The sequence below is a fragment of the Kaistia algarum genome (assembly GCF_026343945.1).
GTDB lineage: Bacteria > Pseudomonadota > Alphaproteobacteria > Rhizobiales > Kaistiaceae > Kaistia > Kaistia algarum.
The window spans coordinates 635,483-660,884 of sequence record NZ_JAPKNJ010000003.1 but is presented as its reverse complement, the minus strand read 5'-3'; the positions used below and the strand labels follow the sequence as shown (position 1 = coordinate 660,884).

The 25,402-nt window shown below is 62.9% G+C and carries 30 protein-coding genes; 21 read left to right on the top strand and 9 right to left on the bottom strand.

Going from position 1 to position 25,402, the window contains the following annotated elements; translation table 11 throughout:
- Nucleotides 1–204: 204 nt before the first annotated feature.
- From OSH05_RS21380 to OSH05_RS21350, 7 genes are all read left to right on the top strand, one after another.
- Complete coding sequence (locus OSH05_RS21380) at nucleotides 205–1,122, top strand: ABC transporter permease subunit (protein WP_104220877.1); 918 nt, start codon at nucleotides 205–207, stop codon at nucleotides 1,120–1,122.
- A gap of 2 nt (nucleotides 1,123–1,124) precedes the next feature.
- Nucleotides 1,125–2,510, top strand: coding sequence for a high-affinity branched-chain amino acid ABC transporter permease LivM (livM, locus tag OSH05_RS21375; RefSeq protein ID WP_104220876.1), 1,386 nt, complete (start codon nucleotides 1,125–1,127; stop codon nucleotides 2,508–2,510).
- Nucleotides 2,510–3,412: an ABC transporter ATP-binding protein gene (locus OSH05_RS21370; RefSeq protein ID WP_104220875.1), complete on the top strand. Its 903-nt coding sequence runs from the start codon at nucleotides 2,510–2,512 to the stop codon at nucleotides 3,410–3,412. The genes livM and OSH05_RS21370 overlap by 1 nt, the downstream gene beginning before the upstream one ends.
- On the top strand, nucleotides 3,409–4,146 hold the full coding sequence (locus OSH05_RS21365) for an ABC transporter ATP-binding protein (RefSeq protein WP_104220874.1): 738 nt from the start codon (nucleotides 3,409–3,411) through the stop codon (nucleotides 4,144–4,146). Before OSH05_RS21370 ends, OSH05_RS21365 begins: the two co-directional genes overlap by 4 nt.
- Nucleotides 4,147–4,201: 55 nt before the next feature.
- The gene (locus tag OSH05_RS21360) at nucleotides 4,202–4,537 is read left to right on the top strand and encodes a DUF6867 family protein (RefSeq protein WP_104220873.1); all 336 of its coding nucleotides are present in this window, start codon (nucleotides 4,202–4,204) and stop codon (nucleotides 4,535–4,537) included.
- A gap of 151 nt (nucleotides 4,538–4,688) precedes the next feature.
- The gene (locus tag OSH05_RS21355; RefSeq protein ID WP_104220872.1) at nucleotides 4,689–5,807 is read left to right on the top strand and encodes a branched-chain amino acid ABC transporter substrate-binding protein; all 1,119 of its coding nucleotides are present in this window, start codon (nucleotides 4,689–4,691) and stop codon (nucleotides 5,805–5,807) included.
- A 108-nt stretch (nucleotides 5,808–5,915) separates the two neighbouring features.
- Nucleotides 5,916–7,004, top strand: a complete 1,089-nt coding sequence (locus OSH05_RS21350) for a branched-chain amino acid ABC transporter substrate-binding protein (RefSeq protein ID WP_165801700.1) — start codon at nucleotides 5,916–5,918, stop codon at nucleotides 7,002–7,004.
- On the opposite strand, the gene OSH05_RS21345 is transcribed toward OSH05_RS21350, so the two are convergent.
- A complete protein-coding gene (locus OSH05_RS21345; protein ID WP_104220870.1) occupies nucleotides 7,005–8,255 on the bottom strand; it encodes an NAD(P)/FAD-dependent oxidoreductase in 1,251 nt (416 codons plus the stop codon).
- A gap of 175 nt (nucleotides 8,256–8,430) precedes the next feature.
- Here OSH05_RS21345 and rpe point away from each other — a divergent pair, with 175 nt between their 5' ends.
- The 4 genes from rpe (at nucleotide 8,431) to OSH05_RS21325 (ending at nucleotide 11,742) form a co-directional block, all read left to right on the top strand.
- A complete protein-coding gene (gene rpe, locus OSH05_RS21340) occupies nucleotides 8,431–9,099 on the top strand; it encodes a ribulose-phosphate 3-epimerase (RefSeq protein WP_104220869.1) in 669 nt (222 codons plus the stop codon).
- A gap of 40 nt (nucleotides 9,100–9,139) precedes the next feature.
- On the top strand, nucleotides 9,140–9,829 hold the full coding sequence (locus OSH05_RS21335) for a DUF2259 domain-containing protein (RefSeq protein ID WP_266352917.1): 690 nt from the start codon (nucleotides 9,140–9,142) through the stop codon (nucleotides 9,827–9,829).
- Between the two features lie 65 nt (nucleotides 9,830–9,894).
- Nucleotides 9,895–11,211 carry an adenylosuccinate lyase gene (purB, locus tag OSH05_RS21330; RefSeq protein ID WP_104220867.1) on the top strand — a complete coding sequence of 439 codons (1,317 nt, stop codon included), beginning with the start codon at nucleotides 9,895–9,897 and terminating at the stop codon, nucleotides 11,209–11,211.
- A 54-nt stretch (nucleotides 11,212–11,265) separates the two neighbouring features.
- The gene (locus tag OSH05_RS21325; protein WP_104220866.1) at nucleotides 11,266–11,742 is read left to right on the top strand and encodes a glutathione peroxidase; all 477 of its coding nucleotides are present in this window, start codon (nucleotides 11,266–11,268) and stop codon (nucleotides 11,740–11,742) included.
- A 64-nt stretch (nucleotides 11,743–11,806) separates the two neighbouring features.
- Here OSH05_RS21325 and OSH05_RS21320 read toward each other — a convergent pair whose 3' ends face one another.
- From OSH05_RS21320 to OSH05_RS21310, 3 genes are all read right to left on the bottom strand, one after another.
- Nucleotides 11,807–12,505, bottom strand: coding sequence for an MIP family channel protein (locus tag OSH05_RS21320; RefSeq protein ID WP_104220865.1), 699 nt, complete (start codon nucleotides 12,503–12,505; stop codon nucleotides 11,807–11,809).
- Nucleotides 12,506–12,583: 78 nt separating this feature from the next.
- Nucleotides 12,584–13,357 (bottom strand): HpcH/HpaI aldolase family protein, encoded by a 774-nt coding sequence (locus OSH05_RS21315; protein ID WP_104220864.1) that lies wholly within the window; start codon nucleotides 13,355–13,357, stop codon nucleotides 12,584–12,586.
- A gap of 22 nt (nucleotides 13,358–13,379) precedes the next feature.
- On the bottom strand, nucleotides 13,380–13,703 hold the full coding sequence (locus OSH05_RS21310; protein WP_104220863.1) for a DUF1476 domain-containing protein: 324 nt from the start codon (nucleotides 13,701–13,703) through the stop codon (nucleotides 13,380–13,382).
- 283 nt (nucleotides 13,704–13,986) lie between these two features.
- On the opposite strand from OSH05_RS21310, the gene purC reads away from it, so the two are divergent.
- The 5 genes from purC (at nucleotide 13,987) to purQ (ending at nucleotide 16,691) form a co-directional block, all read left to right on the top strand.
- Nucleotides 13,987–14,751 (top strand): phosphoribosylaminoimidazolesuccinocarboxamide synthase, encoded by a 765-nt coding sequence (gene purC / locus OSH05_RS21305; RefSeq protein WP_104220862.1) that lies wholly within the window; start codon nucleotides 13,987–13,989, stop codon nucleotides 14,749–14,751.
- A 125-nt stretch (nucleotides 14,752–14,876) separates the two neighbouring features.
- On the top strand, nucleotides 14,877–15,389 hold the full coding sequence (locus tag OSH05_RS21300) for a hypothetical protein (protein ID WP_133163158.1): 513 nt from the start codon (nucleotides 14,877–14,879) through the stop codon (nucleotides 15,387–15,389).
- 134 nt (nucleotides 15,390–15,523) lie between these two features.
- Complete coding sequence (purS, locus tag OSH05_RS21295; protein ID WP_104220860.1) at nucleotides 15,524–15,766, top strand: phosphoribosylformylglycinamidine synthase subunit PurS; 243 nt, start codon at nucleotides 15,524–15,526, stop codon at nucleotides 15,764–15,766.
- 21 nt (nucleotides 15,767–15,787) lie between these two features.
- The gene (locus OSH05_RS21290; RefSeq protein ID WP_104220859.1) at nucleotides 15,788–16,015 is read left to right on the top strand and encodes a hypothetical protein; all 228 of its coding nucleotides are present in this window, start codon (nucleotides 15,788–15,790) and stop codon (nucleotides 16,013–16,015) included.
- A 19-nt stretch (nucleotides 16,016–16,034) separates the two neighbouring features.
- Complete coding sequence (purQ, locus tag OSH05_RS21285; RefSeq protein WP_104220858.1) at nucleotides 16,035–16,691, top strand: phosphoribosylformylglycinamidine synthase subunit PurQ; 657 nt, start codon at nucleotides 16,035–16,037, stop codon at nucleotides 16,689–16,691.
- 3 nt (nucleotides 16,692–16,694) lie between these two features.
- Here purQ and OSH05_RS21280 read toward each other — a convergent pair whose 3' ends face one another.
- Nucleotides 16,695–17,087 carry a hypothetical protein gene (locus tag OSH05_RS21280; protein ID WP_104220857.1) on the bottom strand — a complete coding sequence of 131 codons (393 nt, stop codon included), beginning with the start codon at nucleotides 17,085–17,087 and terminating at the stop codon, nucleotides 16,695–16,697.
- Nucleotides 17,088–17,228: 141 nt separating this feature from the next.
- Between OSH05_RS21280 and purL the strand changes: the two genes are divergently transcribed.
- From purL to OSH05_RS21260, 4 genes are all read left to right on the top strand, one after another.
- Nucleotides 17,229–19,442, top strand: a complete 2,214-nt coding sequence (purL, locus tag OSH05_RS21275) for a phosphoribosylformylglycinamidine synthase subunit PurL (protein WP_104220856.1) — start codon at nucleotides 17,229–17,231, stop codon at nucleotides 19,440–19,442.
- Nucleotides 19,443–19,487: 45 nt separating this feature from the next.
- The gene (locus OSH05_RS21270; protein ID WP_104220855.1) at nucleotides 19,488–19,721 is read left to right on the top strand and encodes a BolA family protein; all 234 of its coding nucleotides are present in this window, start codon (nucleotides 19,488–19,490) and stop codon (nucleotides 19,719–19,721) included.
- Nucleotides 19,722–19,843: 122 nt separating this feature from the next.
- Nucleotides 19,844–20,179 carry a Grx4 family monothiol glutaredoxin gene (grxD, locus tag OSH05_RS21265; protein WP_104220854.1) on the top strand — a complete coding sequence of 112 codons (336 nt, stop codon included), beginning with the start codon at nucleotides 19,844–19,846 and terminating at the stop codon, nucleotides 20,177–20,179.
- Nucleotides 20,180–20,376: 197 nt separating this feature from the next.
- Nucleotides 20,377–20,862, top strand: a complete 486-nt coding sequence (locus OSH05_RS21260; RefSeq protein WP_104220853.1) for a BA14K family protein — start codon at nucleotides 20,377–20,379, stop codon at nucleotides 20,860–20,862.
- 157 nt (nucleotides 20,863–21,019) lie between these two features.
- Here the strand turns inward: OSH05_RS21260 and ttcA are convergent, their stop codons facing one another.
- Together ttcA and OSH05_RS21250 are read right to left on the bottom strand one after the other, a co-directional pair.
- Nucleotides 21,020–21,871 (bottom strand): tRNA 2-thiocytidine(32) synthetase TtcA, encoded by an 852-nt coding sequence (gene ttcA, locus OSH05_RS21255; RefSeq protein ID WP_104220852.1) that lies wholly within the window; start codon nucleotides 21,869–21,871, stop codon nucleotides 21,020–21,022.
- Nucleotides 21,872–21,999: 128 nt separating this feature from the next.
- Nucleotides 22,000–22,260, bottom strand: a complete 261-nt coding sequence (locus OSH05_RS21250; protein ID WP_104220851.1) for a hypothetical protein — start codon at nucleotides 22,258–22,260, stop codon at nucleotides 22,000–22,002.
- A 221-nt stretch (nucleotides 22,261–22,481) separates the two neighbouring features.
- On the opposite strand from OSH05_RS21250, the gene OSH05_RS21245 reads away from it, so the two are divergent.
- On the top strand, nucleotides 22,482–23,534 hold the full coding sequence (locus OSH05_RS21245) for an NAD(P)-dependent alcohol dehydrogenase (protein WP_104220850.1): 1,053 nt from the start codon (nucleotides 22,482–22,484) through the stop codon (nucleotides 23,532–23,534).
- Between the two features lie 16 nt (nucleotides 23,535–23,550).
- Here the strand turns inward: OSH05_RS21245 and OSH05_RS21240 are convergent, their stop codons facing one another.
- Nucleotides 23,551–24,438 (bottom strand): DMT family transporter, encoded by an 888-nt coding sequence (locus OSH05_RS21240; protein ID WP_104220849.1) that lies wholly within the window; start codon nucleotides 24,436–24,438, stop codon nucleotides 23,551–23,553.
- A gap of 123 nt (nucleotides 24,439–24,561) precedes the next feature.
- Entirely contained in the window at nucleotides 24,562–25,179 is a 618-nt protein-coding gene (rpsD, locus tag OSH05_RS21235) for a 30S ribosomal protein S4 (RefSeq protein WP_104220848.1), read from the bottom strand.
- Nucleotides 25,180–25,402: the final 223 nt, after the last annotated feature.

Genomic DNA, 25,402 nt, shown 5'->3' with positions numbered 1-25,402 from the left:
CTCCAACACGGCATTCTGCAGGGAGAACCCGGCCGTCGACGCTAATCCTATGATGTTTGCTTGAAAGCCCGTTGAACCGATTCGTACGACCAACTGCTGTTGTTTTGTGCCTGCCGAATTGCTAAGCCAAAGGAACAACGAGAGGCTGGCTCACGCACGGACCTCCGAAAAGAAATAAGATGGCTGCACCGGGGACCTCTGCATATGGAAGTATTCCTACAGCAATTGGTCAATGGCATTACGCTCGGGTCGATTTACGGCTTGATCGCCATTGGCTACACGATGGTATTCGGCATCATCGGAATGGTGAACTTCGCTCACGGCGACGTTTTCATGGTGTCGGCCTTCATCGCAATGATATTTTTCCTGCTGTTGACCACCGTCCTGGGCATTTCGTCGATCATTCTCAGCCTGATCATCGTGCTGGTGATCGCGATGGTTCTGACGAGCCTGTTGAGCTGGGCCATTGAGCGTGTCGCCTATCGACCGCTGCGCGGCTCGTTCCGCCTGGCGCCACTGATCTCCGCGATCGGCATGTCGATCGTGCTCTCCAACTTCATCCAGATCGCGCAGGGGCCGCGCAACAAGCCGATGCCACCGGTGCTGTCCGGCACGATCACCCTGATGGATCGCAACGGCTTTGCCGCGACGATCTCCTACAAGCAGATCCTGATCTGGGTCGTGACCGCGGTGCTGCTGGCCGCCTTCTGGTATCTCGTCCAGAAGACATCGCTCGGCCGCGCACAGCGCGCCTGCGAGCAGGATCGCAAGATGGCCGCCCTGCTCGGCATCAACGTCGACCGCACGATCTCGCTGACCTTCGTGATGGGCGCGGCGCTGGCCGCGGTCGCCGGCACGCTGTTCCTCACCTATTATGGCGTCGTCAACTTCTCCGACGGCTTCACGCCTGGCGTGAAGGCCTTCACGGCCGCGGTTCTCGGCGGCATCGGGTCGCTCCCCGGCGCGGTGCTCGGCGGCCTGCTGATCGGGCTGATCGAGACGTTCTGGTCCGGCTATTTCTCGATGGATTACAAGGACGTCGCCTCGTTCTCCATTCTGGCGATCGTGCTCATCTTCATGCCGCAAGGCCTGCTCGGGCGACCCGAAGTCGAGAAGGTGTGACGATGGCCGTTCAGAAAGGAAACGCGTCGGCTGGCATGAACCCTGCCGCCGCCGTCAAGGACGCTATTCTGTCGGGCGTGATCGCCCTCGGTATTTTCGGGCCGCTCGTTGGCCTGAAGACCGAGCAGAACATGCGAAACGAGTTGGTCCTCAACACCCGGTGGGGGCTCGTCGCCATCATCGTCGGGATCGTGGTCGTTGGCCGCTTCCTGCTTACCACGGTGATCTGGCCGACGCTTGCCACGCGCAAGCTGCGGGACAAGCCGGCCCCAACCGCCGGACAGACCGCGCGGAAAGCCAGTTTCGCGAAATGGTTTCCGAGCGTCTCGCTCGTCTTCCTCTTCCTTTATCCGGCGATCATCGTGAGCCTTCTCGGCTTTCAGGGCTCGCTGAAATGGGTCGACAATTTCGGCATCCAGATCCTCATCTATGTGATGCTCGGCTGGGGCCTCAATATCGTTGTCGGCCTCGCGGGTTTGCTCGACCTTGGCTATGTCGCCTTCTACGCGGTCGGCGCTTATTCCTACGCCCTGCTCTCGACCCATTTCGGCCTGTCGTTCTGGATCCTGCTGCCGATGGCCGGCATCCTCGCCGCGCTCTGGGGCATCATGCTGGGCTTCCCGGTGTTGCGCCTGAGGGGCGACTATCTGGCCATCGTCACGCTGGCCTTCGGCGAGATCATTCGCCTCGTCCTGATCAACTTCCGGGAACTCACCAACGGTTCCTCGGGCATCAGCTCGATTCCGAAGATCACCTTGTTCGGCATTCGCTTCGACGCCTCGCCCGACGGCTTCGCCAAGATGTTCGACCTGCCGATGTCGTCGGCCTACTACAAGATATTCCTCTATTATCTGATCCTGCTGCTCGCACTGCTCACCGCCTTCGTCACGCTGCGACTGCGCAAGCTGCCCGTCGGCCGGGCCTGGGAAGCTCTTCGCGAGGACGAGATCGCCTGCCGCTCGCTCGGCATCAACACCACCAATACGAAGCTCACCGCCTTCGCGCTCGGCGCCATGTTCGGCGGATTTGCCGGCTCGTTCTTCGCCGCGCGCCAGGGGTTCGTCAGCCCTGAATCCTTCGTCTTCATGGAGTCGGCGGTCATCGTTGCGATCGTCGTCCTCGGTGGCATGGGATCGATGATTGGCGTCGCCCTCGCGGCGGTCGCCATGATCGGCGGCACGGAATTGTTGCGCGAGCTCGATTTCCTGAAGGCCGTCTTCGGCGACAATTTCGATCCCGACCAGTTCCGCATGCTGTTCTTCGGTCTGGCCATGGTGCTGATCATGATCTGGAAGCCACGCGGCTTCGTCGGTGCGCGTGAGCCGACGATCTTCCTCACCGAGCGAAAATCGATATCGAGTTCGATGGTGAAGGAGGGCCACGGCTGATGGCCACTGCCCTCTCCACTTCTCCCGAACCCTCCTCGGCGCCTTGGGCCGCCGATCCAGTGCTCACCGTCGAGCATGTATCGATGCGATTCGGCGGCCTCGTGGCGGTCAATGACCTGTCATTCTCGGTCGGCCGCGGGGACATCACGGCGCTGATCGGACCGAACGGCGCCGGCAAGACGACCGTCTTCAACTGCATCACCGGCTTCTACAAGCCGACGCAGGGCATGCTCTTGCTGAAGCACGCCAGCGGCGACAGCTTCCTGCTGGAACGGATGGCGGATTTCCGTATTTCGGCCAAGGCGAAGGTCGCGCGAACGTTCCAGAACATCCGGCTGTTCTCGGGCATGACGCTGCTGGAAAACCTGCTCGTCGCCCAGCACAACAAACTGATGATCGCCTCGGGCATGACCCTTCTCGGCGTGCTCGGCCTTCCCGGCTACAAGCGGGCCGAGAAGGCCGCTGTGGAGCGCGCCAAATATTGGCTCGACCGTACCGGACTGACAGCCCGTGCCGACGATTCGGCGGGCGAACTGCCCTATGGTGCCCAGCGGCGGCTCGAGATCGCGCGCGCCATGTGCACGGGCCCTGAATTGCTCTGCCTCGACGAGCCGGCGGCGGGCCTCAATCCGCGTGAATCCGCCGAACTCAACACATTGCTGCTCGGAATTCGCGAAACCGAGAAGACGTCGATCCTGCTCATCGAGCACGACATGTCTGTGGTGATGGAAATCTCCGACCACGTTGTGGTGCTCGAATATGGCACCAAGATCTCCGATGGGACGCCGTCCGAGGTGCGCAACGATCCCCGCGTCATCGCGGCCTATCTCGGAGTCGACGATTCCGAGGTCGAAAAGGTCGAGGAGGAATTGCAGGAAATCGCCGAGGAGTCCGCCGGATGAGCGCCCCGACCGGAACGCCGCTGCTGCAGGTTCGCGGCGCCAAGACATTCTATGGCAAGATCATCGCGCTGAAGGGCGTGGACATCGAAGTCAACCAGGGTGAGATCGTGACGCTGATCGGTGCCAATGGCGCCGGTAAGTCGACGCTGATGATGACGATCTGTGGCAATCCACGAGCCCGAGAGGGGCAGATCCTTTTCGAAGGCCGCGACATCACGAACATGCCGACGCATGAGATCGCGCGCCTGCGTATTGCGCAATCGCCGGAGGGCCGGCGCATCTTCCCGCGCATGACCGTGCTTGAAAATCTGCAGATGGGCGCCGCGATCGACAACCTGGCGCATTTCGATACGGACGTGGAACGCATGTTCACGCTGTTCCCGCGCCTGAAAGAACGCGTCGGCCAGCGCGGCGGCACGCTTTCGGGCGGCGAGCAGCAGATGCTCGCCATCGCCCGCGCGCTGATGGCACGCCCGAAACTCCTGATGCTGGACGAGCCCTCGCTCGGCCTCGCTCCGCTGATCGTCAAGCAGATCTTCGACGTCATCAAGGATCTGAATCGGACGGAGGGGCTGACCGTGTTCCTGGTCGAGCAGAACGCCTATCACGCGCTCAAGCTCGCCCATCGCGGCTATGTTCTGGTCAACGGCTCGGTGACGATGTCGGGCCTTGGCAAGGAACTGCTGGAGAAACCGGAGATCCGGGCTGCCTATCTCGAAGGCGGCGCACATTGATGCCCCGGACAGGCAAATCCTCTCGCGCGGGCATGGAATATTGGGAGGGACGACGATGAATATCCTGTTTGAGAATTTCTCGATCGGTCTCCTGGTCTTCAAAATGCTTGCGGCCGCCGGAGCGTGGATGGCGGGGCGCGCCTGTGCGCTCACCTGGCGACCTTTCGCTCCGGTCATCGCCTATGTGGCGATCCTCTCCTTCGGTGTCCGCTTCATCGATTTCGCGCTTTTCGGGGGCACGCTGCTCTCCCTGCACTATTGGCTCGTCGACCTCGTCGTTCTCCTGGTGGTCGGTTCGGCAGCCTATCGTTACACCTTGGCCAACCAGATGGTCTCGCAATATTATTGGCTCTACGACAAGTCGGGAGTTCTTTCCTGGCGTGCAAAGTAAGCTTAACGGCAAGACAACAGGATCGTTACAGTCACAATCGTGAATCCGGATGACAGACACGATAAAATCGGCAAGATGTTCGATAAGGCGTGCCTACCATCCGCCGACAGGCCGATAAGGCCGTACTTCCAGCGATAACGGGAGACTATCTATGAAGAAATCCCTGATGACCGGTCTCGTGCTTGCAGCGGGACTGGCATTTGCAGGCGCAGCCCATGCAGATGACATCAAGCTTGGTATTGCCGGCCCGCTTACCGGTCCGAACGCCGCCTTTGGCGCGCAGCTTCAGAAGGGCGCCGAGCAGGCTGCCGCGGACATCAATGCCGCCGGTGGCGTCAATGGCTCCAAGTTCGTCGTCGAGCTCGGCGATGACGTCTCCGACCCCAAGCAGGGCGTCTCGGTCGCCAACAAGTTCGTTGGTGACGGCGTGACCTACGTGCTCGGCCACTTCAATTCCGGTGTGTCGATCCCGTCTTCGGAAGTCTATGCCGAGAACGGCATCTTCCAGATTTCTCCCGCTTCGACGAACCCCAAGTTCACGGAGCGCGGCCTCTGGAACACCTTCCGCACCTGCGGCCGTGATGACCAGCAGGGCGGCGTCGCCGGCCAGTACATCATCGAGCATCTGAAGGACAAGAAGCTCGCCATCATCCACGACAAGACCCCGTATGGTCAGGGCCTTGCCGACGAGACCAAGAAGACGGCCAATGCCGGCGGCGTCACCGAGGTGATCTACGAAGGCATCAATGTCGGCGACAAGGACTTCTCGTCGCTGATCTCCAAGATGAAGTCGGCCGGCGTCGAGGTCATCTATTATGGCGGCCTGCATCAGGAAGCCGGCCTCATCGTTCGCCAGGCCGCCGAGCAGGGCCTGAAGGCGGTCCTCTTCTCCGGCGACGGCATCACCGACCGTGAATTCGCCGCCATCGCCGGCCCGGCCGCCGAAGGCACTCTGATGACCTTCGGCCCGGATCCGCGCCTGAACCCGGATGCGGCCGAAGTCGTCGCGAAGTTCCGTGCCAACGGCTTCGAGCCGGAAGCCTACACGCTCTACTCCTATGCCGGCGTGCAGGTCATCGCCCAGGCGATCGCCAAGGCCGGCACCGCCGACCCGCAGAAGGTCGCCGAAGTCGTGAAGTCCGGCGGCCCGTGGAAGACCGTCATCGGCGAGCTCTCCTTCGACGCCAAGGGCGACCGCACGACGGCCGACTATGTCGTCTATTCCTGGATCAAGGGCGCCGACGGCAAGCTCGACTACAAGCAGCTCTGATCCCAAGGATCACAGCGACGCCCGCTCCCAACAGGGGGGCGGGCGTTTTCTTTTGTCCGCGCGGCGGGCATGATCGGATCCGCGCTTCCAGCGAATGCGGATTCCCCAATGCTCCGACGCCTCGTTCTTCCCCTTATCACGATCCCCCTCGCCGCTCCGGCCTCGGCGGATATCCGCATCGCGGTGATCGCGCCGCTGACCGGCCAGTTCCAGACACTGGGTAAGCAGGTCCGCGACGGCGTCCAGAAGGCGGTTGCCGATCTGAATGCGAAGGGCGGCATCGGCGGCGAGACGGTCGTGCTCGATGTCGAAGACGACGCCTGCAAGGCCGAGAACGCGGCAGCGGCGGCGAACCGCGCGGCGGGACGCGGTGACGTGCTGGTCATCGGTCATGTCTGCTACGAAGCCGCGCAGGCCGCTGCCTCGGTCTATGCGCAGAGCGGCATCGTCCTGATCTCGCCGGCTGTCTCGGCCGATTCCTTCACCGACCGGCGGGCAGGACCGTCGATCTTCCGCCTCGCCGCCGCCGATCGGGCTCAAGGGCTAGTCGCCGGCAGTTTCCTGGCGCGACGCTACGCCAAGGCCAGGATCGCAATCCTGGACGATGGATCGCCCTATGCGCAGCCGATCGCCGAGGGCGTCCGCAAGTCGCTCAGCGACGCCGGCATCCGCGAGGCGCGCCGGGATAATTTTGACGGCGGCGCGAAGGACTATGACGACCTGGCCGGCCGGCTGATCGACGACGCGATCGATGTGGTTTTCGTCGGCGGCTATCAGGCCGATATCGCCGCCATCTTGAAGTCGCTGCGGGCAGCCAAGTCGGCGATGGTGGTCATGGGCCCCGATTCGATCGCCACGACGCAGTTCACCGATCTGGCCGGCGACCGGGCAGACGGAACGCTGTTCACGTTCTTTACCGACTGGCGCCGAGTCCCCGGCGCCGCCAAGGCAATCGCCGACTTCCGCGCGTCCGGCATCGAGCCGGTCGGCTTCGTCCTGCCGGCCTATGCCGGTGTCGAGATCTGGGCTTCGGCACGGGCTAGTGCTTCGGACAACGCCGCCATCGCGGCGCATATCCAGAAGGACACCTTCCAAACAGTCCTCGGCAATGTCGCCTTCAGCGACTATGGCAGCGCGCAGATCCCGGCCTTTTCCATCTTCCGCTGGCAGGACGGCAACGTAGTTCAGGTTGAGTGATCAGCCGCGGAACCGCGTCGCCCGGAACGGATCCGGATCGACGAAGGGCATCTCCCGCGTGATCAGCTCCGCCAGGAGCCGGCCCGTGGCCGGTCCGAGGGTGAATCCCAAATGTCCGTGGCCAAAATCGAGCCACAGGCCGGGATGGCGGGGCGCCGGACCCACGATCGGCATCGAATCTGGAAAACAGGGCCGCGCGCCCATCCAGGGCTCGCGCTCGATCGGCTCGCCAAGCGGGAAGATCGCGCGCGCCTGCGGCAGGATGCGGTCGATCTGCACCGGCGTCGGCGGCGCATCGCGATCATCGAACTCGATACCGGAGGTAATCCGATAACCCTGACGCATCGGCGTCAGGACATAGCCATGGTCCACGTCGACGACGGGACGGTCTAGCGCGGCGTCGCCACGGGGCTTGAAGTGAAGATGGTAGCCGCGCTTCACCGCGAAGGGAAAGCGGTATCCGAGCGGGCGCAGCAGGTCCATCGACCACGGTCCCATAGCCACGACCACATCTGGCGCCTGCGCCGACAGGCCCGAATAATCGACCGTCCAAAGATCGCCTTCCCGGCGCAGCGATCGCCCATCCCCTTGCGCGAATGTTCCGCCCATCAGCTCGAACAGACGGGCGAATGCCTTGGTGACGCCGCCTGGACTCGAGACAGAGACCGAGTCGGGCCACAGGATCGCGCGCTCGAAGACCGGGGCGAGATCCGGTTCGAGATCGGAGATTTCGTGGGCGCCGAGCACCTGATAGCGAACGCCGAAATGATCGGCGAGCGCCAGCTGCCGTTTGGTTCCGGCATCAAAGCTCTGCGCGGTGCGGTAGCCGCGGAGCCAACCCGTGCCGCGATAAAACTCGACGGCCCGGCCCTTCCCGGCAAGCGCTCCATGCTCGGCCGCGGCATGGGACAGGATCGGGTTCATCGCCTCGGCATAAGCCGCAATTCCGGCCTCCGAAGACGCCGCCCGAAGCTGCAACAGCCAGGACGCAACCTTCGGCAGGAAACGGGGATTATAGTGGAGCCGCGTCTGGTTGTTGCGGGCAATACCGACGAGTTCACCAACCTGCCGCGGGAAAACGATCGGGTAAAAGCCCTCGCGCTCGATCACGCCGGCATTGCCGTAGGAGGTTCCTTCCCCGGCCGGCGCCTTGTCCACCAGCAGGACGGAGCGATTGCGCTTCAGGAGATGGATCGCTGCCGAGACACCGACGATACCGGCGCCGAGCACGATCGTATCGAACTTTTCCATGGACTACTCATGTTGACGACAGCCACGACGATGCAGCACCCTTAACCATCCATGGGGCGCCGCAGCGTCGCGGAACGCAAGTTTGCCCCCGCGCCCCGACGACTGCAATTGCCGTTCGAGCGCCGGCATGATACGGCCCGGAACAATCGTCCCGAGCAGCCGGAGACCGTCGGCCATGGCCCCGAGCCCCCTGATCGCCCCATCGATCCTAGCCTCCGATTTTTCGCGGCTAGGCGAGGAAATGCGGGCCGTCGAATCGGCCGGCGCCGATTGGATCCATCTGGACATCATGGATGGCCATTTTGTGCCGAACATCACCTTCGGTCCACCGGTGATCGCGGCCTTGCGTCCGCTCAGCGACAAGTTCTTCGACGTCCATCTGATGATTGCCCCGACCGATGCTTACCTGGAGGCTTTCGCCGAAGCGGGCGCCGACGGGATGACGGTCCACGCCGAGGCCGGGCCGCACCTCCACCGTTCGCTGCAGGCGATCCGCGGTCTCGGCAAGAAGGCGGGTGTGGCGATCAATCCAGCGACGCCCGTCGAAGCTCTTTCCTATGTGCTGGACGATATCGATCTCGTCTTGGTGATGAGCGTCAATCCCGGCTTTGGCGGTCAGGCCTTCATTCCCGCGTCGATCGAGAAGATCCGCCAGGTACGCCTCCTGATCGAAGGCCGGCCGATCCACATCGAGGTCGATGGCGGGATCACGCCGGATACGGCCGAAGCCGTCGTCCGGGCCGGCGCCGATGTGCTGGTGGCAGGTTCGGCCGTGTTCAAGGGAGGGCCTGAGGCCTATGCGAGGAACATCGAGGCGATCCGTGGTGGCACCCAATTCGCCTGACAGCCACTTCCACAGGCGTGCGTCATGGACCGCGTTGCTGGTGAGTTGCCTCCTTGTGGCCTCGGGCAGCGCGGTGCTGGCCGGCGATTTCGCCGGACGCGATATTCTCGGCTTCTCCGCGGACGGCTCGCGCTTCGCCTTCGAGGAATTCGGCGTCCAGGACGGATCCGGCTTCCCCTATTGCAACATCTTCGTGATCGACACGGCGAAGGATGCATGGGTCCCCGGCTCGCCGGTCCGGAAGCGGATCGACGACGAGACCGCGCGCGTCGCCACGGCCTGTCGTTCAGCCTCGGAGCAAGCAGCGCCGCTGATCGCCAATATCGACGAGCGTGGCGATCTCCTTGCTTCCAACCCGATCACCGAGAGCGGGCGCGAACCTTACGAAATCATCTTCAAGCGTCGGCCGGTGCTTCAACTCGATAATCCGGATTGGAAGCTGCGGCTGGAGCGGATCGCGCTTCCCGCCACCGTCAGTTGGGCTGGCGACGCCAAGACTTTCGGCTATCGCCTGATCCTCGACACGCCGGAAGGGAGCCGCGTCCTGCATGAGGACAAGTCGCTTCCCGAGAGTCGCGGCGTTCCGCTCGACTATCGCATCCACGACGTCGTCATCCGTCAGCCGTTCGGCCAGCCGGCGAGCTTGGCCGTGATCGTCATGGTTCTGACCAAGGGCTTCGAGGGACCGGACGGGCGGTACCTTGCCGTGACCGCCCAGCTTCCCGGCTAGCCCCGCCGCAATTGTAACGTCCGCGGCGCTCCGCTTCATTGGCGCCGCAGCAATGAGGAAAGCTCATGATCCCGCGCTATTCGCGCCCCGAAATGACGGCGATCTGGTCGCCGGAAACGAAGTTCCGGATCTGGTTCGAGATCGAGGCACATGCGCTCGACGCGATGGCGAAGATCGGCATGATCCCCGCCTCCGCGGCGAAGACCGTTTGGGAGAAGGGCGGCAAGGCGAGCTTCGACATCGAGAGGATCGACGAGATCGAGGCCGTCACCAAGCATGACGTCATCGCCTTCCTGACCCACCTTGCCGAGATCGTCGGCGAGGATGCGCGCTTTGTGCATCAGGGGATGACCTCGTCCGACGTGCTCGACACCTGCCTCAATATCCAGCTCGTTCGCGCCGCCGATCTGCTGATCGCCGATGTCGACCGCCTGCTCGCTGCGCTGAAGCGCCGTGCGTTCGAGCACCGCGACACGGTCACGATCGGCCGCAGCCACGGCATCCACGCCGAGCCGACGACGTTCGGCGTCAAGCTGGCGCAGGCCTATGCCGAGTTCGACCGCAACCGGGCCCGGCTCGTCGCCGCCCGCGAGGAAATCGGCACCGTCGCCGTTTCCGGCGCGGTCGGCACCTTCGCCAATATCGATCCGGCCGTGGAGGAGCATGTCGCGGCGGCTCTCGGCCTCAAGGTCGAGCCCGTATCGACGCAGGTGATCCCCCGCGACCGCCACGCGATGTATTTCGCGACGCTTGGCGTCGTGGCCTCGTCGATCGAGCGTCTGGCAACTGAAATCCGTCATCTGCAAAGGACCGAGGTGCTGGAGGCGGAGGAGTATTTTTCGCCCGGCCAGAAAGGCTCCTCGGCGATGCCGCACAAGCGCAACCCGGTGCTGACCGAGAATCTGACCGGTCTGGCTCGCCTCGTGCGCGGCATGGTCGTCCCGGCACTCGAAAATGTCGCCCTTTGGCACGAGCGGGACATCTCGCATTCCTCGGTCGAGCGCATGATCGGACCCGACGCAACGGTGACGCTCGATTTTGCCCTCAGCCGCCTCGCCGGCGTCATCGAGAAGCTGCTGATCTATCCCGAGACGATGAAGCGCAATGTCGACCGACTCGGCGGCCTGGTTCATTCACAGCGCGTCCTGCTCGCCTTGACGCAGAAGGGCGTATCGCGCGAGGACGCCTATTCGCTCGTCCAGCGCAACGCTATGAAGGTCTGGGAGAAGGGCGCCGACTTCCTCACCGAGCTCAAGGCCGACCCGGATGTCCGCGCCGCCCTCTCGGAGGCCGAAATCGAAGAGAAGTTCGACCTCGCCTACCACACCAAGCATGTCGACACGATCTTCCGCCGCGTGTTCGGCGAAACGGGAGCGGCTTGAGCTTCAACGCTGCGGCCTTATGTTCAGGAGTGCTTACAGCAACCGGAGCCCCGCATGCCCTCCCCTCTCTATGACATCCCCGTCGATCGCATCGACGGCTCGAAAGTCTCGCTCGGCGATTATGCCGGGCGGGTTCTGCTCGTCGTCAATGTCGCCTCGAAATGCGGGCTGACGCCGCAATATGACGGGCTCGAGGCGCTCTACGCCAAGTACAAGAACGACGGCCTCACCGTTATCGGCTTCCCGGCCAATAATTTCGCCGGGCAGGAGCCGGGCACGAACGAGGAAATCCAGGATTTCTGCCGCTCGACCTATGGCGTCGATTTCCCGATGTTCGCCAAGATCTCGGTCAAGGGCGAGGACCGCCATCCGCTCTACGACGCGCTCGCCGGTGACGAAGACATCAGCTGGAACTTCGAGAAGTTCCTGATTGGCCGCGACGGCAAGGTAGCCGCCCGCTTCGCACCGAAGACGGTGCCCGAGGATCCGGCGGTCGTTGCCGCGATCGAGGCGGAACTCGCCAAGACCTAGCTTTCAAACGCAACGAGCCCGCCTTTCGGCGGGCTCGTCATGTCTGGCATCGCGAACGATGCGATCAGGTCTCGCCGCCATAGAGGATGCCGGCGCGATAGACGAAGCCGGCAATCGCTGCGCCCAGAAGCGGCGCCACGATGAACAGCCAGAGCTGCGATATGGCCGCGCCGCCCGCAAAGATCGCAGGCCCGATGCTGCGCGCCGGATTGACGGACACGCCCGTGACGTTGATGCCAACAATGTGGATCATGGTCAGCGTCAGGCCGATGGCGAGGCCAGCGAAGTGGTGCGGCACCAGCTTGTGCGTGACGCCGAGGATGACCACGAGGAAAATGAAGGTCGCGACCAGTTCGAACACGAACGCCGATACCGTGTTGTATTCGCCGAGATAGCCCGCTCCCCAGCCGTTGGTCCCCATGCCGCCGGACCAACCCGAGGCCTTGCCGGACATGATGAGATACAGCACGGCAGCGCCGACGATGGCGCCAAGCACCTGCGCGATCACATAGGTGACAAAGTCTCCCACCGTCATCCGGCCCGCGATGAGCGCGCCGAGGCTGACCGCCGGATTGACGTGACAGCCCGAAATCGGCCCGATCGCATAGGCCATCGCGACGATCGCCAGGCCAAAGGAGAAGGCGATGCCGAGAACGCCGACAGTGTTGGCGGCGGCAATCACCGGACCGGCAATCACAGCCGCACCGCAGCCGAAGAATACGAGCGTGAATGTACCGATGAATTCGGCAAGTGCTTTTTGCATGGTGTCCTCCCCGAGCAGCACGACTCGCTGCTGGAGAAAACATAGCGTTGCTCACGACTTCATGCAAAAGAGGATGAGTTACTGTCCGTTTGCTTCGGCGAGAAGCAGGGAGGCGCCGAGACGCAGATAGCCGCCGTCAATGCCGATCGCCACCAGATCGAAGCCGAGATCGCGGTAGCCCCGCGCCTGGGAGCCGGTGATCGCATAGGTCGCGGCGAGCTTACCGGCCGCCTTCACGAACGTCAGAATCTCGCCGATGGCCCTGGCATTGTCCTCGCGCAGCGGATCGACGGAGGCGCCATTCGACAGGGCGATCGACAGATCTGACGGCCCTACAAAGATGCCGTCGATCCCCGGCACCGCAAGAATCTCACCCAAGGCGGCGACAGCTTCGCGCGTCTCGATCATCGCGAAGGCCAGGGTCGCATGGTTCGCCGTCTGCAGGTATGCAGCTGGATCGTCCACTCCGACGATCTGCATCGCCCTGCCCGCACCCCAGCTGCGCTCGCCGATCGGCGGATATTTCATGGCCGTCGCGAACGCCTTCGCGTCCGACGCCGAATTGATCATCGGCGCGATGACGGCCCTCGCCCCCATGTCGAGCGCCCGGCTCGCCATGGCGAAATCGCCGACCGGAATGCGGACCAGGGACGGCTTCCCGGCAAGGGCTACCGCACCGATCGCGCGCATCACGCTCGCGGGGTCATGCAGCCCGTGCTGCATGTCGAGGGTCACGCAGTCGAAGCCGGCCCGCGCCGATGCCTCGGCGACGAGTGGCTCGGGCATGCCGATCCAGGCCGAAAACTGGCATGTTCCGGCACGCAGAAGTTCGGCGAGCGTTGGGGCTGTCATGATCAATGACCGGATGGCGGGATCAGCCTTCCGTGCGGATCTGCTCGATCGCCGCAGTGAGGAACTCGTCCATGGTGCGGCGGATCTGATGGTCGGACTGCGCGACGCCGGCCGCATCGAAATCCTGGCGGAGCTTGCGGAAGACGTCTTCCTCGCCGGCTTCCTCGAAATCGGAGGCAACGACCTCGCTCGCATAGGCCTCGGCGGCGTCGCCACTCTTGCCAAGAAGTCCCGCTGCCCAAATGCCGAGCTGCTTGTTGCGCCGCGCCATGGCCCGGAACTTCAGTTCCTCGTCATGGGCGAATCGATTCTCGAAGGCGTCCTTGCGCTGGTCGAACGTCGTCATGGGCGATCTCTCCGATGTTTGCGTGCCGAGCGGCTGCCGGGCCCTTGCATATCGCGCGAGGTACCCCAAATCAACGCCGGATGCGCCTTCCAGAAACCGGCGCAGCTCACCGTCAGGCGCAGGAAAACGCCGCAGTATCGCACATTGTGAATTGGTGAGCGATCGAGTAGGTTCACGCCGCGCGAACGGCCGATGGCGGCCGCTCGTTATAGCTTCGCCGCGGCGAATCCCGTTATATTGGAACCCCGGCCATATGGATTTCCTCAAACCACGGTATGTGCCCATGAACCGCCGTCGGCGCATCTATGAGGGCAAGGGCAAGATCCTTTTCGAAGGACCTGAGCCCGGAACGCTGATTCAATTCTTCAAGGACGACGCGACCGCCTTCAACAAAAAGAAGCATGAGGTCGTGGACGGCAAGGGAGTGCTGAACAACCGCATTTCCGAGCACATCTTTACCCATTTGAACAAGATGGGCATCCCGACTCACTTCATCCGCCGGCTCAACATGCGCGAGCAGTTGATCCGCGAAGTCGAGATCATCCCGCTCGAAATCGTCGTGCGCAACGTCGCCGCCGGTTCGCTGGCGAAGCGCCTGGGCCTCGAGGAGGGCACGGTTCTGCCGCGCTCGATCATCGAGTTCTATTACAAGGCCGATGCGCTCGACGACCCGATGGTCTCTGAAGAGCACATCACCGCCTTTGGCTGGGCGACGCCGCAGGAAATCGACGACATCATGGCGCTTGCCATTCGCGTCAATGATTTTCTGTCCGGCCTCTTCCTCGGCGCCGGCATCCAGCTCGTCGATTTCAAGATCGAGTGCGGCCGGCTCTGGGAAGGCGACATGATGCGCATCGTCGTCGCCGACGAGATTTCGCCCGACAGCTGCAGGCTCTGGGACGTCCAGACACAGAACAAGCTCGACAAGGACCGTTTCCGCCGCGACATGGGCGGCCTCGTCGAAGCCTATCAGGAAGTCGCACGCCGTCTCGGTATCCTGATCGAGCCCGAGCGCCCGCAGGGCGGCGGCCCGGTTCTGGTACAGTAACCGGCCTCAAGCGATACAATCCTCAGGGCGGCGATCACCATCGCCGCCCTCTTCATTTCTGCCTCGACATCCGCCCGCCCCGCCATTAGCTTGCCACCCGTTTCAACCAGCGGCTGCGGGGGCTCATGACGCTGTTTCGATCTATCTCACTCCTATTTTTGGTGGCAACTCTCGCGGCAGGCTTTGCCGTCGAGGCCAAGGCTGATCCAACGATCTCGCTGACCGGCGAAGGATGGAAAGCCCAAAAGACATTCGGTGGGGTTCGCTTCATCTGCGAAACCGCCGCCTGCGGCGGCGACGCCGTCGTCGAACTCGGCAAGATCAAGACGCTCTCCGATAGTGAAGAGCAGCTCAACAAGCCTTATGCCAATGTCCGTGCGCTGATCAACGGCGCCCTCTATTATGGCTTCGACGGACAAGATGGCGGAATGAAATTCAGCGAGATCAAGAAGACTGCCACTAAGGACTATACGGCTGTTCATCTCTACGGCAATATCCGGGGCGTATCCGCCGCCATCATGCTGATCTACCAGGGCTCAAACCTCTACATCCTGACATCGGGAGCCGAGTCAGAGAAACTTGCGCGAGCCAACCTCGTTAAAGCCTTCAAGAGTGGCGATTTCCGGCGCCCAGGTTGACAGGCGGTGTCTAGGGGATCGGGCGCATGAAGGGTGCCCGGTCTCGTATCGCCTCGAGACTTCCCTTTGCTTCGCTTGGCGCTTATGAGGACGAGCTATCTACGAGCCGTCGTTCGAACCGAAAGATCGAAGCCATGAAAGCCCGCGTTACCGTCACCTTGAAGAACGGCGTCCTTGATCCGCAGGGCAAGGCGATCGAGGGCGCGCTGGGCTCGCTCGGCTTTGCCGGCATCGCCAGCGTCCGCCAGGGCAAGGTGTTCGACATCGAAGTCGAAGGCAGCGACGCCGCCAAGGCCAAGGCCGAACTTGAAGCCATGGCCGCGAAGCTTCTGGCCAATACGGTGATCGAGAACTATCGTGTCGATATTGTCGGATAGCCAGCGCGCGAGGATCCGCGAATGGCCGAGATTTCGAGCGAGTTGCTTTACGAAATCCTGAAGTCGATCCCCGGCGATATTGCGCGCATCGATCAGAAGACCGACGAACTCAAGGCTGAGATGCAAGCGTTTCGCGGCCACATGATCTCGCTGCAGCAAGACGTTCACAATATCTATGGAATTCTCGCCCGACATGATTCCCGCCTTGAGCGGATCGAGCGGCGTCTCGAACTGAACGAAACCGTCTGAACAGCGAATCGAAGCCACCATGAAATCAGCCGTCGTCGTCTTTCCAGGCTCCAATCGCGAACGCGACATGATCGCCGCGATCGAGAAGATCAGCGGTCATCGTCCGGCCGTCGTCTGGCATGGCGAGCACGACCTGCCGAAGGTTGATCTCATCGTCGTCCCCGGCGGCTTCTCCTATGGCGACTATCTGCGCTCCGGCGCGATCGCCGCGCGCGAGCCCATCATGGAGGCGATCCGCCGCGAGGCGGACCGCGGCGTCGCCGTCCTGGGCGTCTGCAACGGCTTCCAGATTCTCTGCGAGGCGGGGCTGCTGCCGGGCGTGCTGATGCGCAATGCCGGGCTCAAATTCATCTGCAAGGAAGTGAAGCTTCGGGTCGAGACGACCGATTCGGCCTTCACGGCCCGCTACGAGAAGGGCGCCGTTATCCGGTCCCCCGTGGCGCATGGCGATGGCAACTACCGCGCCGATGACGAGACGCTGGCGCGCCTCAAGGCCGAGGACCGCATCGCCTTCCGCTATGTCGGCAATCCGAACGGCTCGATCGACGACATCGCCGGCATCCTGTCCGAAAAACGCAACGTTCTCGGCATGATGCCGCACCCGGAAAACCTGATCGAGCCGCTGAATGGCGGCCTCGACGGCCGACCGCTGTTCGAGAGCCTGCTGGCGGCCTGACGGTCAGACCTTGACCGGATAGTCGGCGAGTTCCGGCCGCATCGCCTCGATGACGAAATCGACCAGAGCCTCCGGCGCGTCGAGGTAGAATTCCCGGTCGGAATAAGCCCCGACCGTGGCGATCAACCCCTTGGCGAACAGCCATTCTGCCAGCTTTTCAAGGTCTTGCCGCGGCGTCACGCTCAGGAACGAGACCTGCGAGCGTTCCCGCTCCGGGTCCTCACGCGAGGCGGCGACGCGGGAGAATTGCAGGTCGATATTGGCGCCAGGCTGACGCATCCAGATCGCGCGCTCATTGCGGCGCAGTTCGACAAAGCCGAGATGGTCGCGGAACAGCTCGACGATCGTATCGAAATGCTGGGCCGCGACGCGATTGGCGACGTGATTGAACTGCAAGGCTGGATCCCTTCGACATGGAGACAAGTGAGCTAATCCGCCGTTGCGGGGTGAGGCAACCTGCGAAGAGTTACACCGGACCATTTACAGAGCGGCGCCCGCGCACTATCGCATGCAGCATCGCCAAGGCCGAGGTATCCCGTGCTTCAGAACGATACGCCGATCACGCCCGAACTCATCGCCAGCCATGGTCTGAAGGCTGACGAATATCAGCGCATCCTCGATCTGATCGGCCGCACGCCGACGCTGACCGAACTCGGCATCTTCTCGGCGATGTGGAACGAGCATTGTTCCTACAAATCCTCGAAGAAATGGCTGAGGACCCTGCCGACCACGGGTCCGCGGGTGATCTGCGGTCCGGGCGAGAATGCCGGCGTCGTCGATATCGATGATGGCGAGGCCATTGTCTTCAAGATGGAAAGCCACAACCATCCCTCCTTCATCGAGCCCTATCAGGGTGCGGCGACGGGCGTCGGCGGCATCCTGCGAGACGTCTTCACCATGGGCGCGCGGCCGGTTGCGGCGATGAACGCGCTGCGCTTCGGCGCGGCCGACCACCCGAAGACAAGGCATCTCGTTTCCGGAGTGGTCTCGGGCGTTGGCGGCTACGGCAATTCGTTCGGCGTGCCCACGGTTGGCGGCGAGGTGAATTTCCATTCCCGCTACAATGGCAACATCCTCGTCAACGCCTTTGCGGCCGGCCTCGCCCGCGCCGATCGGATCTTCTATTCGAAGGCCGAGGGAGTTGGCCTTCCCGTGGTTTATCTCGGCTCGAAGACAGGCCGCGACGGCGTTGGCGGCGCCACCATGGCGTCGGCCGAATTCGATGATTCGATTGAGGAAAAGCGTCCGACCGTGCAGGTCGGCGACCCCTTCTCCGAGAAGCTGCTGCTGGAAGCCTGCCTCGAACTGATGGCGACCGGTGCGGTGATCGCGATCCAGGACATGGGCGCCGCCGGCCTCACCTGCTCCGCCGTCGAGATGGGAGCAAAGGGCGATCTTGGCATCGAGCTCGACCTCGACAAGGTGCCGTGCCGCGAAGAGGGCATGAGCGCCTATGAGATGATGCTCTCGGAGAGCCAGGAGCGCATGCTCATGGTGCTCCGGCCAGAGCAGGAAGCCGAGGCCGAGGCGATCTTCCGGAAATGGGGTCTCGATTTCGCGGTCGTCGGATACACCACCGACGATCTTCGCTTCCGCATTCTGCGCCATGGCGAGGTCGTCGCCGATCTGCCGATCAAGGAGCTGGGCGACGAGGCGCCGGAATATGACCGGCCTTTCGTCCGCAATCCGCTATTGGCGAAACTGGGTGCCGATTCGATCCCCGAGCCGAACGATTACGGCGTCGCGCTGCTGACGATCATTGGCTCACCCGACATGGCCTCCCGCCGCTGGGTGTGGGAACAGTATGACCACCTGATCCAGGGCAACACCGCACAGCGCCCCGGCGGCGACGCGGCCGTGATCCGCGTCGAAGGTCACGAGAAGAAGGCACTCGCCTTTTCGCTCGACGTCAGCCCGCGCTATTGCGAGGCCGATCCGTTCGAAGGCGGCAAGCAGGCGGTCGCCGAATGCTGGCGCAATCTGTCGGCCGTCGGAGCGGAGCCGCTGGCCGCGACCGACAATCTGAATTTCGGCAATCCCGAGAAGCCCGAGATCATGGGCCAGCTCGTCGGCGCGATCGAGGGCATCGGCGCCGCCTGTCTGGCGCTCGACTTCCCGATCGTCTCCGGCAATGTCTCGCTCTATAACGAGACCAATGGCGTCGGCATCCTCCCGACCCCGGCGATAGGCGGCGTCGGACTGCTGCCCGATATCGGCCAGATGGCGACCGTGGCTTTCAAGAAGGCCGGCGATGTCATCCTGCTGATCGGCGAGGCGGGGTCGCATCTCGGCCAGTCGATCTATCTGCGCGAAATTCTCGGCCGCGAGGAGGGCGCCCCTCCCCCGGTCGATCTCGAGGCCGAGCGCCGCGCCGGTGACCTCGTCCGCGGGCTGATCCGTTCAGGCCTCGTCACCGCCTGCCACGACATTTCCGATGGCGGCCTGGCGATTGCGCTGGCCGAAATGGCGATGGCCGGCAAGCTCGGCGCCACGATCCAGCTGCCCGAAACGATGGCGACCCGGCATGGTTATCTCTTCGGCGAGGATCAGTCGCGCTATGTCGTGACCGCGAGCCCCGAGGCGCTGCCGACGATCGAGAGCATCGCCGACGCGGCCGGCCTTGCGCTGACCCAGCTTGGCACGGTCGGCGGCGAGACCCTCGCAATCGAGGAAATCGCCACCATATCGGTTGCAAAGCTCGCCGAGGCCCATGAGAATTGGTTTCCGGCGTTCATGGCCGGCGAATTCTAGTTCGTCCGGTTACCGAACGCGGCAAGCGGCCGAGGGGGACAAGCGATGGCGATGCAAGCGCACGATATCGAAAGCCTGATCAAATCGGCCCTGCCCGATGCCAGGGTCGTGATCCGCGACCTCGCCGGCGATGGCGACCATTATGCCGCCGAAGTCGTCTCGGAACAGTTTCGCGGCAAGAACCGCGTCCAGCAGCACCAGATGGTCTATGCCGCGCTCAAGGGGAACATGGGCGGCGCCCTGCACGCGCTTGCCCTGCAGACGAGCGCGCCGGAGTGAAGGAATTTGCCGTCTTGTCGCCCAGATCGCGGTTCACCGATCTCGACAGGATGGAAACGATCCCCTACCTAGATTCCATATTCCGTTCCCGGCCTTGAACCGGACGACGAAAGGCAAGTGCAATGAGCGAAATTGAAACCTTCATCGACAATGAAGTGAAGACGAACGACGTCGTCCTGTTCATGAAGGGAACGCCAGCGTTCCCGCAGTGCGGCTTCTCGGGCCAGGTCGTCCAGATCCTCGATTTTCTCGGCGTCGACTATAAGGGCATCAACGTGCTCGCTGACGCGGAAATCCGCCAGGGCATCAAGACCTATTCCAACTGGCCGACCATTCCCCAGCTCTATGTGAAGGGTGAGTTCATCGGCGGCTGCGACATTGTCCGCGAGATGTTCCAGGCTGGCGAAATCCAGGCCTTCTTCGCCGAAAAGGGCGTCGCGGTAGCCCAGACCGCCTGAATTCAGCAACTCATTCGGCAGCGTTTCAAGACGACGTATGTTCAATCATGCGTCGTCTTTTTGTATGGAAGAGCTAATCTGGGAACCTATCCGGATCTCCATCGTTTTGTACCCACGGGCGACAATGTCGCGAAGGCCGTTGTTCGATCGATATACGTCGGTCCGAGACGCAGCCTCGCGGAAAGAGGAGAAACGATATGAACCCAGCGATGAAAACGACGATCGTCGGAACCATTTCTGCCGCAATGCTGGCATCTTCCGCAATTGCACTGCCAACGGGCGCCAGCGCCGCAGAGGGTGTGCGAGCGGATGGCTCTTATGACGTGGCGCAGAACTGGCAAGGCCGGAACTGGCAAGGCGGTCCCCAGCGCGGCTGGAACAATCGCGGGCCTGGTTGGCGCGGTCCCGGATATTATCCGCCGCGCTACCGCGGCTGGAACGGTCCGGGCTATTACCGCGGCAGCTACTACAACGACCCGGGTGCTGCCCTCGCCGCAGGCGTGATCGGCCTCGCAGCCGGAGCGATGATCGGTAGCGCGATTAACCAGCCGCGCTATGCCGCCCCGCAATATGGCGGCAATGACTACATCGCCTATTGCTCGCAGCGCTACCGCAGCTTCAATCCGGCGACCGGCACCTTCACCGGCTATGACGGCCGCAAATATCGCTGCGTGATGCCGTAAAGGCTGCTGAAGCGGAATAAGAGAAGGCGCGACCGTGAGGTCGCGCCTTTTTTTTGCTTCTAGCGGGGGCGTTTCCTCGCCCTTCGTCTGAACCGCGACCGACTGTGAGAGCGCGTAGCAGCTTCTTTCAGAACCGGTATGAGACCAGTCGCGTGACCTAAGTCCGCAGGTTCAGTCCCGCGAAATCGAACATCGTCCGATCGAGCAGATGCGAGGGATTGCCGCTCCCGAGCGCGCGCAGCATGGTTTCCTTGCGGCCCGGCGACTTCTTCTCCCAATCCGCCAGCATCGCCTTGATCTGGTTGCGTTGCAGCCCTTCCTGCGAGCCGCAGAGATCGCAGGGGATGATCGGGAATTCCATCGCCGCCGAGAAGCGGGCGATGTCGTCTTCCGCCGCATAGGCGAGCGGGCGCAGGACGAAGAGGTCGCCCTCCTCATTGACCAGTTTGGGCGGCATCGTGGCGAGCTTGCCGCCATGGAAGAGGTTCAGGAAGAAAGTTTCGAGGATGTCCTCGCGGTGATGGCCGAGCACCACCGCCTGGCAGCCCTCCTCGCGGGCGACGCGATAGAGATGGCCACGGCGAAGCCGCGAGCACAGCGCGCAATACGTCTTGCCCGTCGGCACCTTGGACATGACGACCGAATAGGTGTCCTGCCGCTCGATCCGGTAGGGCATGCCGATGCCCTCCAGGAAATCAGGCAGCACGTCGGCGGGAAAGCCCGGCTGCGCCTGGTCGAGATTGCAGGCCAGCAGATCGACCGGTAGCAGCCCGCGCCATTTCAGATCCAGGAGCACGGCAAGGAGCGCATAGGAATCTTTGCCGCCGGAAAGGCAGACCAGCCAGCGATCCCCCGGCCGCACCATGGCGAAATCGTCCAGCGCCTGCCGCGTCTGCCGAACGAGGCGCTTGCGCAGTTTGCCGAACTCTACCGAGGACGGCGAACGGCGAAAGAGCGGGTGGGCACCGCCCGCGTCCAGATCATCGGCGGGATCGAGCGTTTCGGACATGGATGGCGGCTCCAGCTTCGGCGTTCTCTTTGCCGAAAAGCGCCGCCCAGCGCAATGGCGGTCCGAGCAGCCGAGGCGAAGGCGAAATTCGGATCAATTGTGCGACGATCGCCTTCGCTAGAAGTCCGTTAGCGACCCGGTTCAGGCTCCTCGCCCGAAACAGTAGGTTTGAAGTACGTCAGCCCACGCTCCTCGTATTTGTACATCGCCGTCAGCTCTTCGATAACATCGGCAACAAGGTGATACGCCTGCCATAGCGGCGCTTCAAACTTCGTTGGCAATGGTTTCTCAGTGGTGAGGTGGAAGCTGACGTTCGAGCGAAATGCGATCAGATCTTTCATCACATCCTCGAGGTCGAAGTCCGGCTGTTCTTTTACCTCATCGACCATGATGCGATCACGCCGTCCGTCTTTGATACTGCGATTGTCGTAGACTGCGGCCGGTCCGCTCGAAGTGACGCTTTTTTTGCCCCGAACCGATCAGCGACGCAACCGCGGCCGGCGCTCCAGCCGACGCCGGCCTTGTCCTTCCCGTCCAAGCTTCTATTCTGACCCTATGGGTCGACCTTTGTCGGCGCCTCTCGCCATTGCCCGTCGCCATGGAGCCTTCGATGTTCATCTGCACCGGCTATGCCGCGCAGTCGTCCGACGCGCCGCTTGCCCCCCATTCGTTCCAGCGACGCGATCCCGGCCCGACTGATGTCGAGATCGAGATCCTCTATTGCGGCGTGTGCCATTCCGATCTCCATACCGCCCGCGGCGAATGGCCGGGAACGGTCTATCCCAATATTCCCGGACACGAGATCGTTGGCCGTGTTCGCCGCGTCGGTGCCGAGGTCAAGGCCTTCAAGGTCGGCGATCTTGCCGGCGTCGGCTGCATGGTCGATTCCTGCCGGACCTGTTCAAGCTGCGTCGAGGGGCTGGAGCAATATTGCCTCGTCGGCAATACGGGCACCTATAACGCCCCAGACAAGCACACCGGCGGCGTGACTTATGGCGGTTATTCCAAGGCGATCGTCGTCGACGAAGCTTTCGTGCTGCGTCTGCCAGAGAATCTCGACCTCGCGGCCGTTGCGCCTCTGCTCTGCGCCGGCATCACGACCTATTCGCCGATGCGCCATTGGAAGGTTGGCCCGGGGCAGACAGTCGGCATCGTCGGGCTCGGCGGCCTCGGCCATATGGGCGTCAAGATCGCGCATGCGCTCGGCGCCAAGGTCGTGATGTTCACGACCTCCGAGAGCAAGCGCGGCGATGCGATGCGTCTCGGTGCGGACGAGGTCGTCGTGACGCGCGGTCCCGAGGCGATGAAGCCCTGGGCCGGCAAGCTCGACTTCATTCTCGACGCCGTCTCTGCCGACCATGACATCAATGCCTATCTGGCCCTGCTGAAGCGCGACGGAACGCTGGTCCAGGTCGGCGCCCCGCCGAGCCCGCTGAGTGTCCAGGTCTCGAACCTGATCATGGGCCGACGCCGCTTCGCCGGCTCGCTGATCGGCGGCATTGCCGAGACACAGGAGATGCTCGATTTCTGCGGCAAGCATGGCATCACCGCCGATATCGAGATGATTCCGATCGACAAGGTCAACGAGGCCTATGACCGGATGCTGAAGAGCGACGTGAAATATCGCTTCGTTATCGACATGGCCACGCTGGCAGCGGCGTGAGCCCGACGCGGCGGCGTCAGCGCCGCCGCATCGCGTTGACGAGGACGACGCCGCCGATCGCCATCGCGCCGCCGATAAGGGCGGCCGGCGTCGGTACCTCGCCCAGCCAGACGATGCCGATCACGGTCGCTGTCGGCGCGATCAGATAAAGGAAGTTGGAGGCACGGGCGGCGGGGAACTGCTTGAGCGCGATCGCCCAGGTCCAATAGCCGATGACGGTGGGGAACAGGGCGAGATAGAGGATCGCCACCACGACATCGGTCGGGGCGCGGCCGAGCGCTTCGATCGTATCCGGGACCGCCGGCAATAGCGGTAGCGCGCCGATGAAGAGGATCCAGGCGGTCACGACAAGCGCGGGCATGCGGCCGAGCATCGGCTTTTGGATGATCGTCGATACCGAGGTGCAGAGCGCGGCGGCGAGGATCAGCAGCACGCCGGGATCGAAGCCGAAGGTCTCGCCGCTGCCAAACGCGATGAAGGCGACGCCTACGAACGAGATCGCCGTGCCGACCCAGCCCCAAAGTCCGAAGCGCTCGCCGAGCATGGGCAGAGCGATCAGCGCCACGATCACCGGGTTCATCTGGATGATGAAGGAAGCGGGCCCGGCAGCAACCGTCATCTCGCCGGTATTGAGCAGCACGGAATAGGCGGCGATGAACAGGGGGCCGATGATGGCGAGCCGCAGCAGATCGCGCCACGCCGGCAGAGGCGGCCGCATGATCAGCAGATAGAGCCCGGCCGGGACCGCCGCCATCAGATAGCGCGCCGCCGCAAGCTCGACCGGCGTCAGATGGCGCAGCCCGACGCGGATGGCCGCGAAGGCGGAAGCCCAGGTCACGATGGTGACGAGGATCGCGGCAAAGCCCAAGGGCGCGCCGTGCTGTGAACGATCAGCTCTGTTCATCGGTGAAGGCCCCTCCCCGGGCGACTTCATAGACGGAGCGAAGCACCGACGCAAAGTTGTGGCCACCCGAAACAGAAAAGGCCGCCCGGAGGCGGCCTTTCGCATTTTGGCGACTGACAGAAATCAGCGCGAATAGAACTCGACGACCAGGTTCGGTTCCATCTGGACCGGATAGGGCACGTCGGCAAGGCCGGGTACGCGGGAGAACGTCGCGGTCATCTTGTGATGGTCGACCTCGATATAATCCGGCACGTCGCGCTCGGCGAGCTGGGTCGCCTCGAGAACCATGGCGAGCTGCTTCGAGCTCTCCTTGACCTCGATCAGGTCGCCGACCTTCACCGAGTAGCTCGGGATGGTGACGCGGCGGCCGTTGACCTTGACGTGGCCATGCGACACGAACTGGCGCGAGGCGAAGACGGTCGGCACGAACTTGGCGCGGTACACGACCGCGTCGAGACGGCACTCAAGCAGGCCGACCAGGCTCTCGGACGAATCGCCCTTCCGGCGCGTCGCCTCGGCATAGATCTTCCGGAACTGCTTCTCGGAGATATTGCCGTAATAGCCCTTGAGCTTCTGCTTGGCGCGGAGCTGGGTGCCGTAATCGGACACCTTGCCCTTGCGGCGCTGGCCATGCTGGCCCGGGCCGTATTCGCGCTTGTTGACCGGGGACTTCGGACGGCCCCAGAGGTTTTCGCCAAGACGGCGGTCAATCTTATGTTTGGACGAAGCACGCTTCGACATCGCATATCCCTTGAGGATAGAGTTTCAGGGACACGCGCCCTCCTCTGCCCGCCCTCGGAGGCGAACCGACAGGACCAGACCGAAGCCTCATCCGCGGGTGCGTGAAATGACACACGGGCCCCGAAGGACCCGCTTGCCACGGGCGCTCTATTAGGCGGGATGCTTCGCCATGTCAATGAAAGCGGGATAGGTCACATGGTCCAAGATTTTTTCGCCGGCTTTG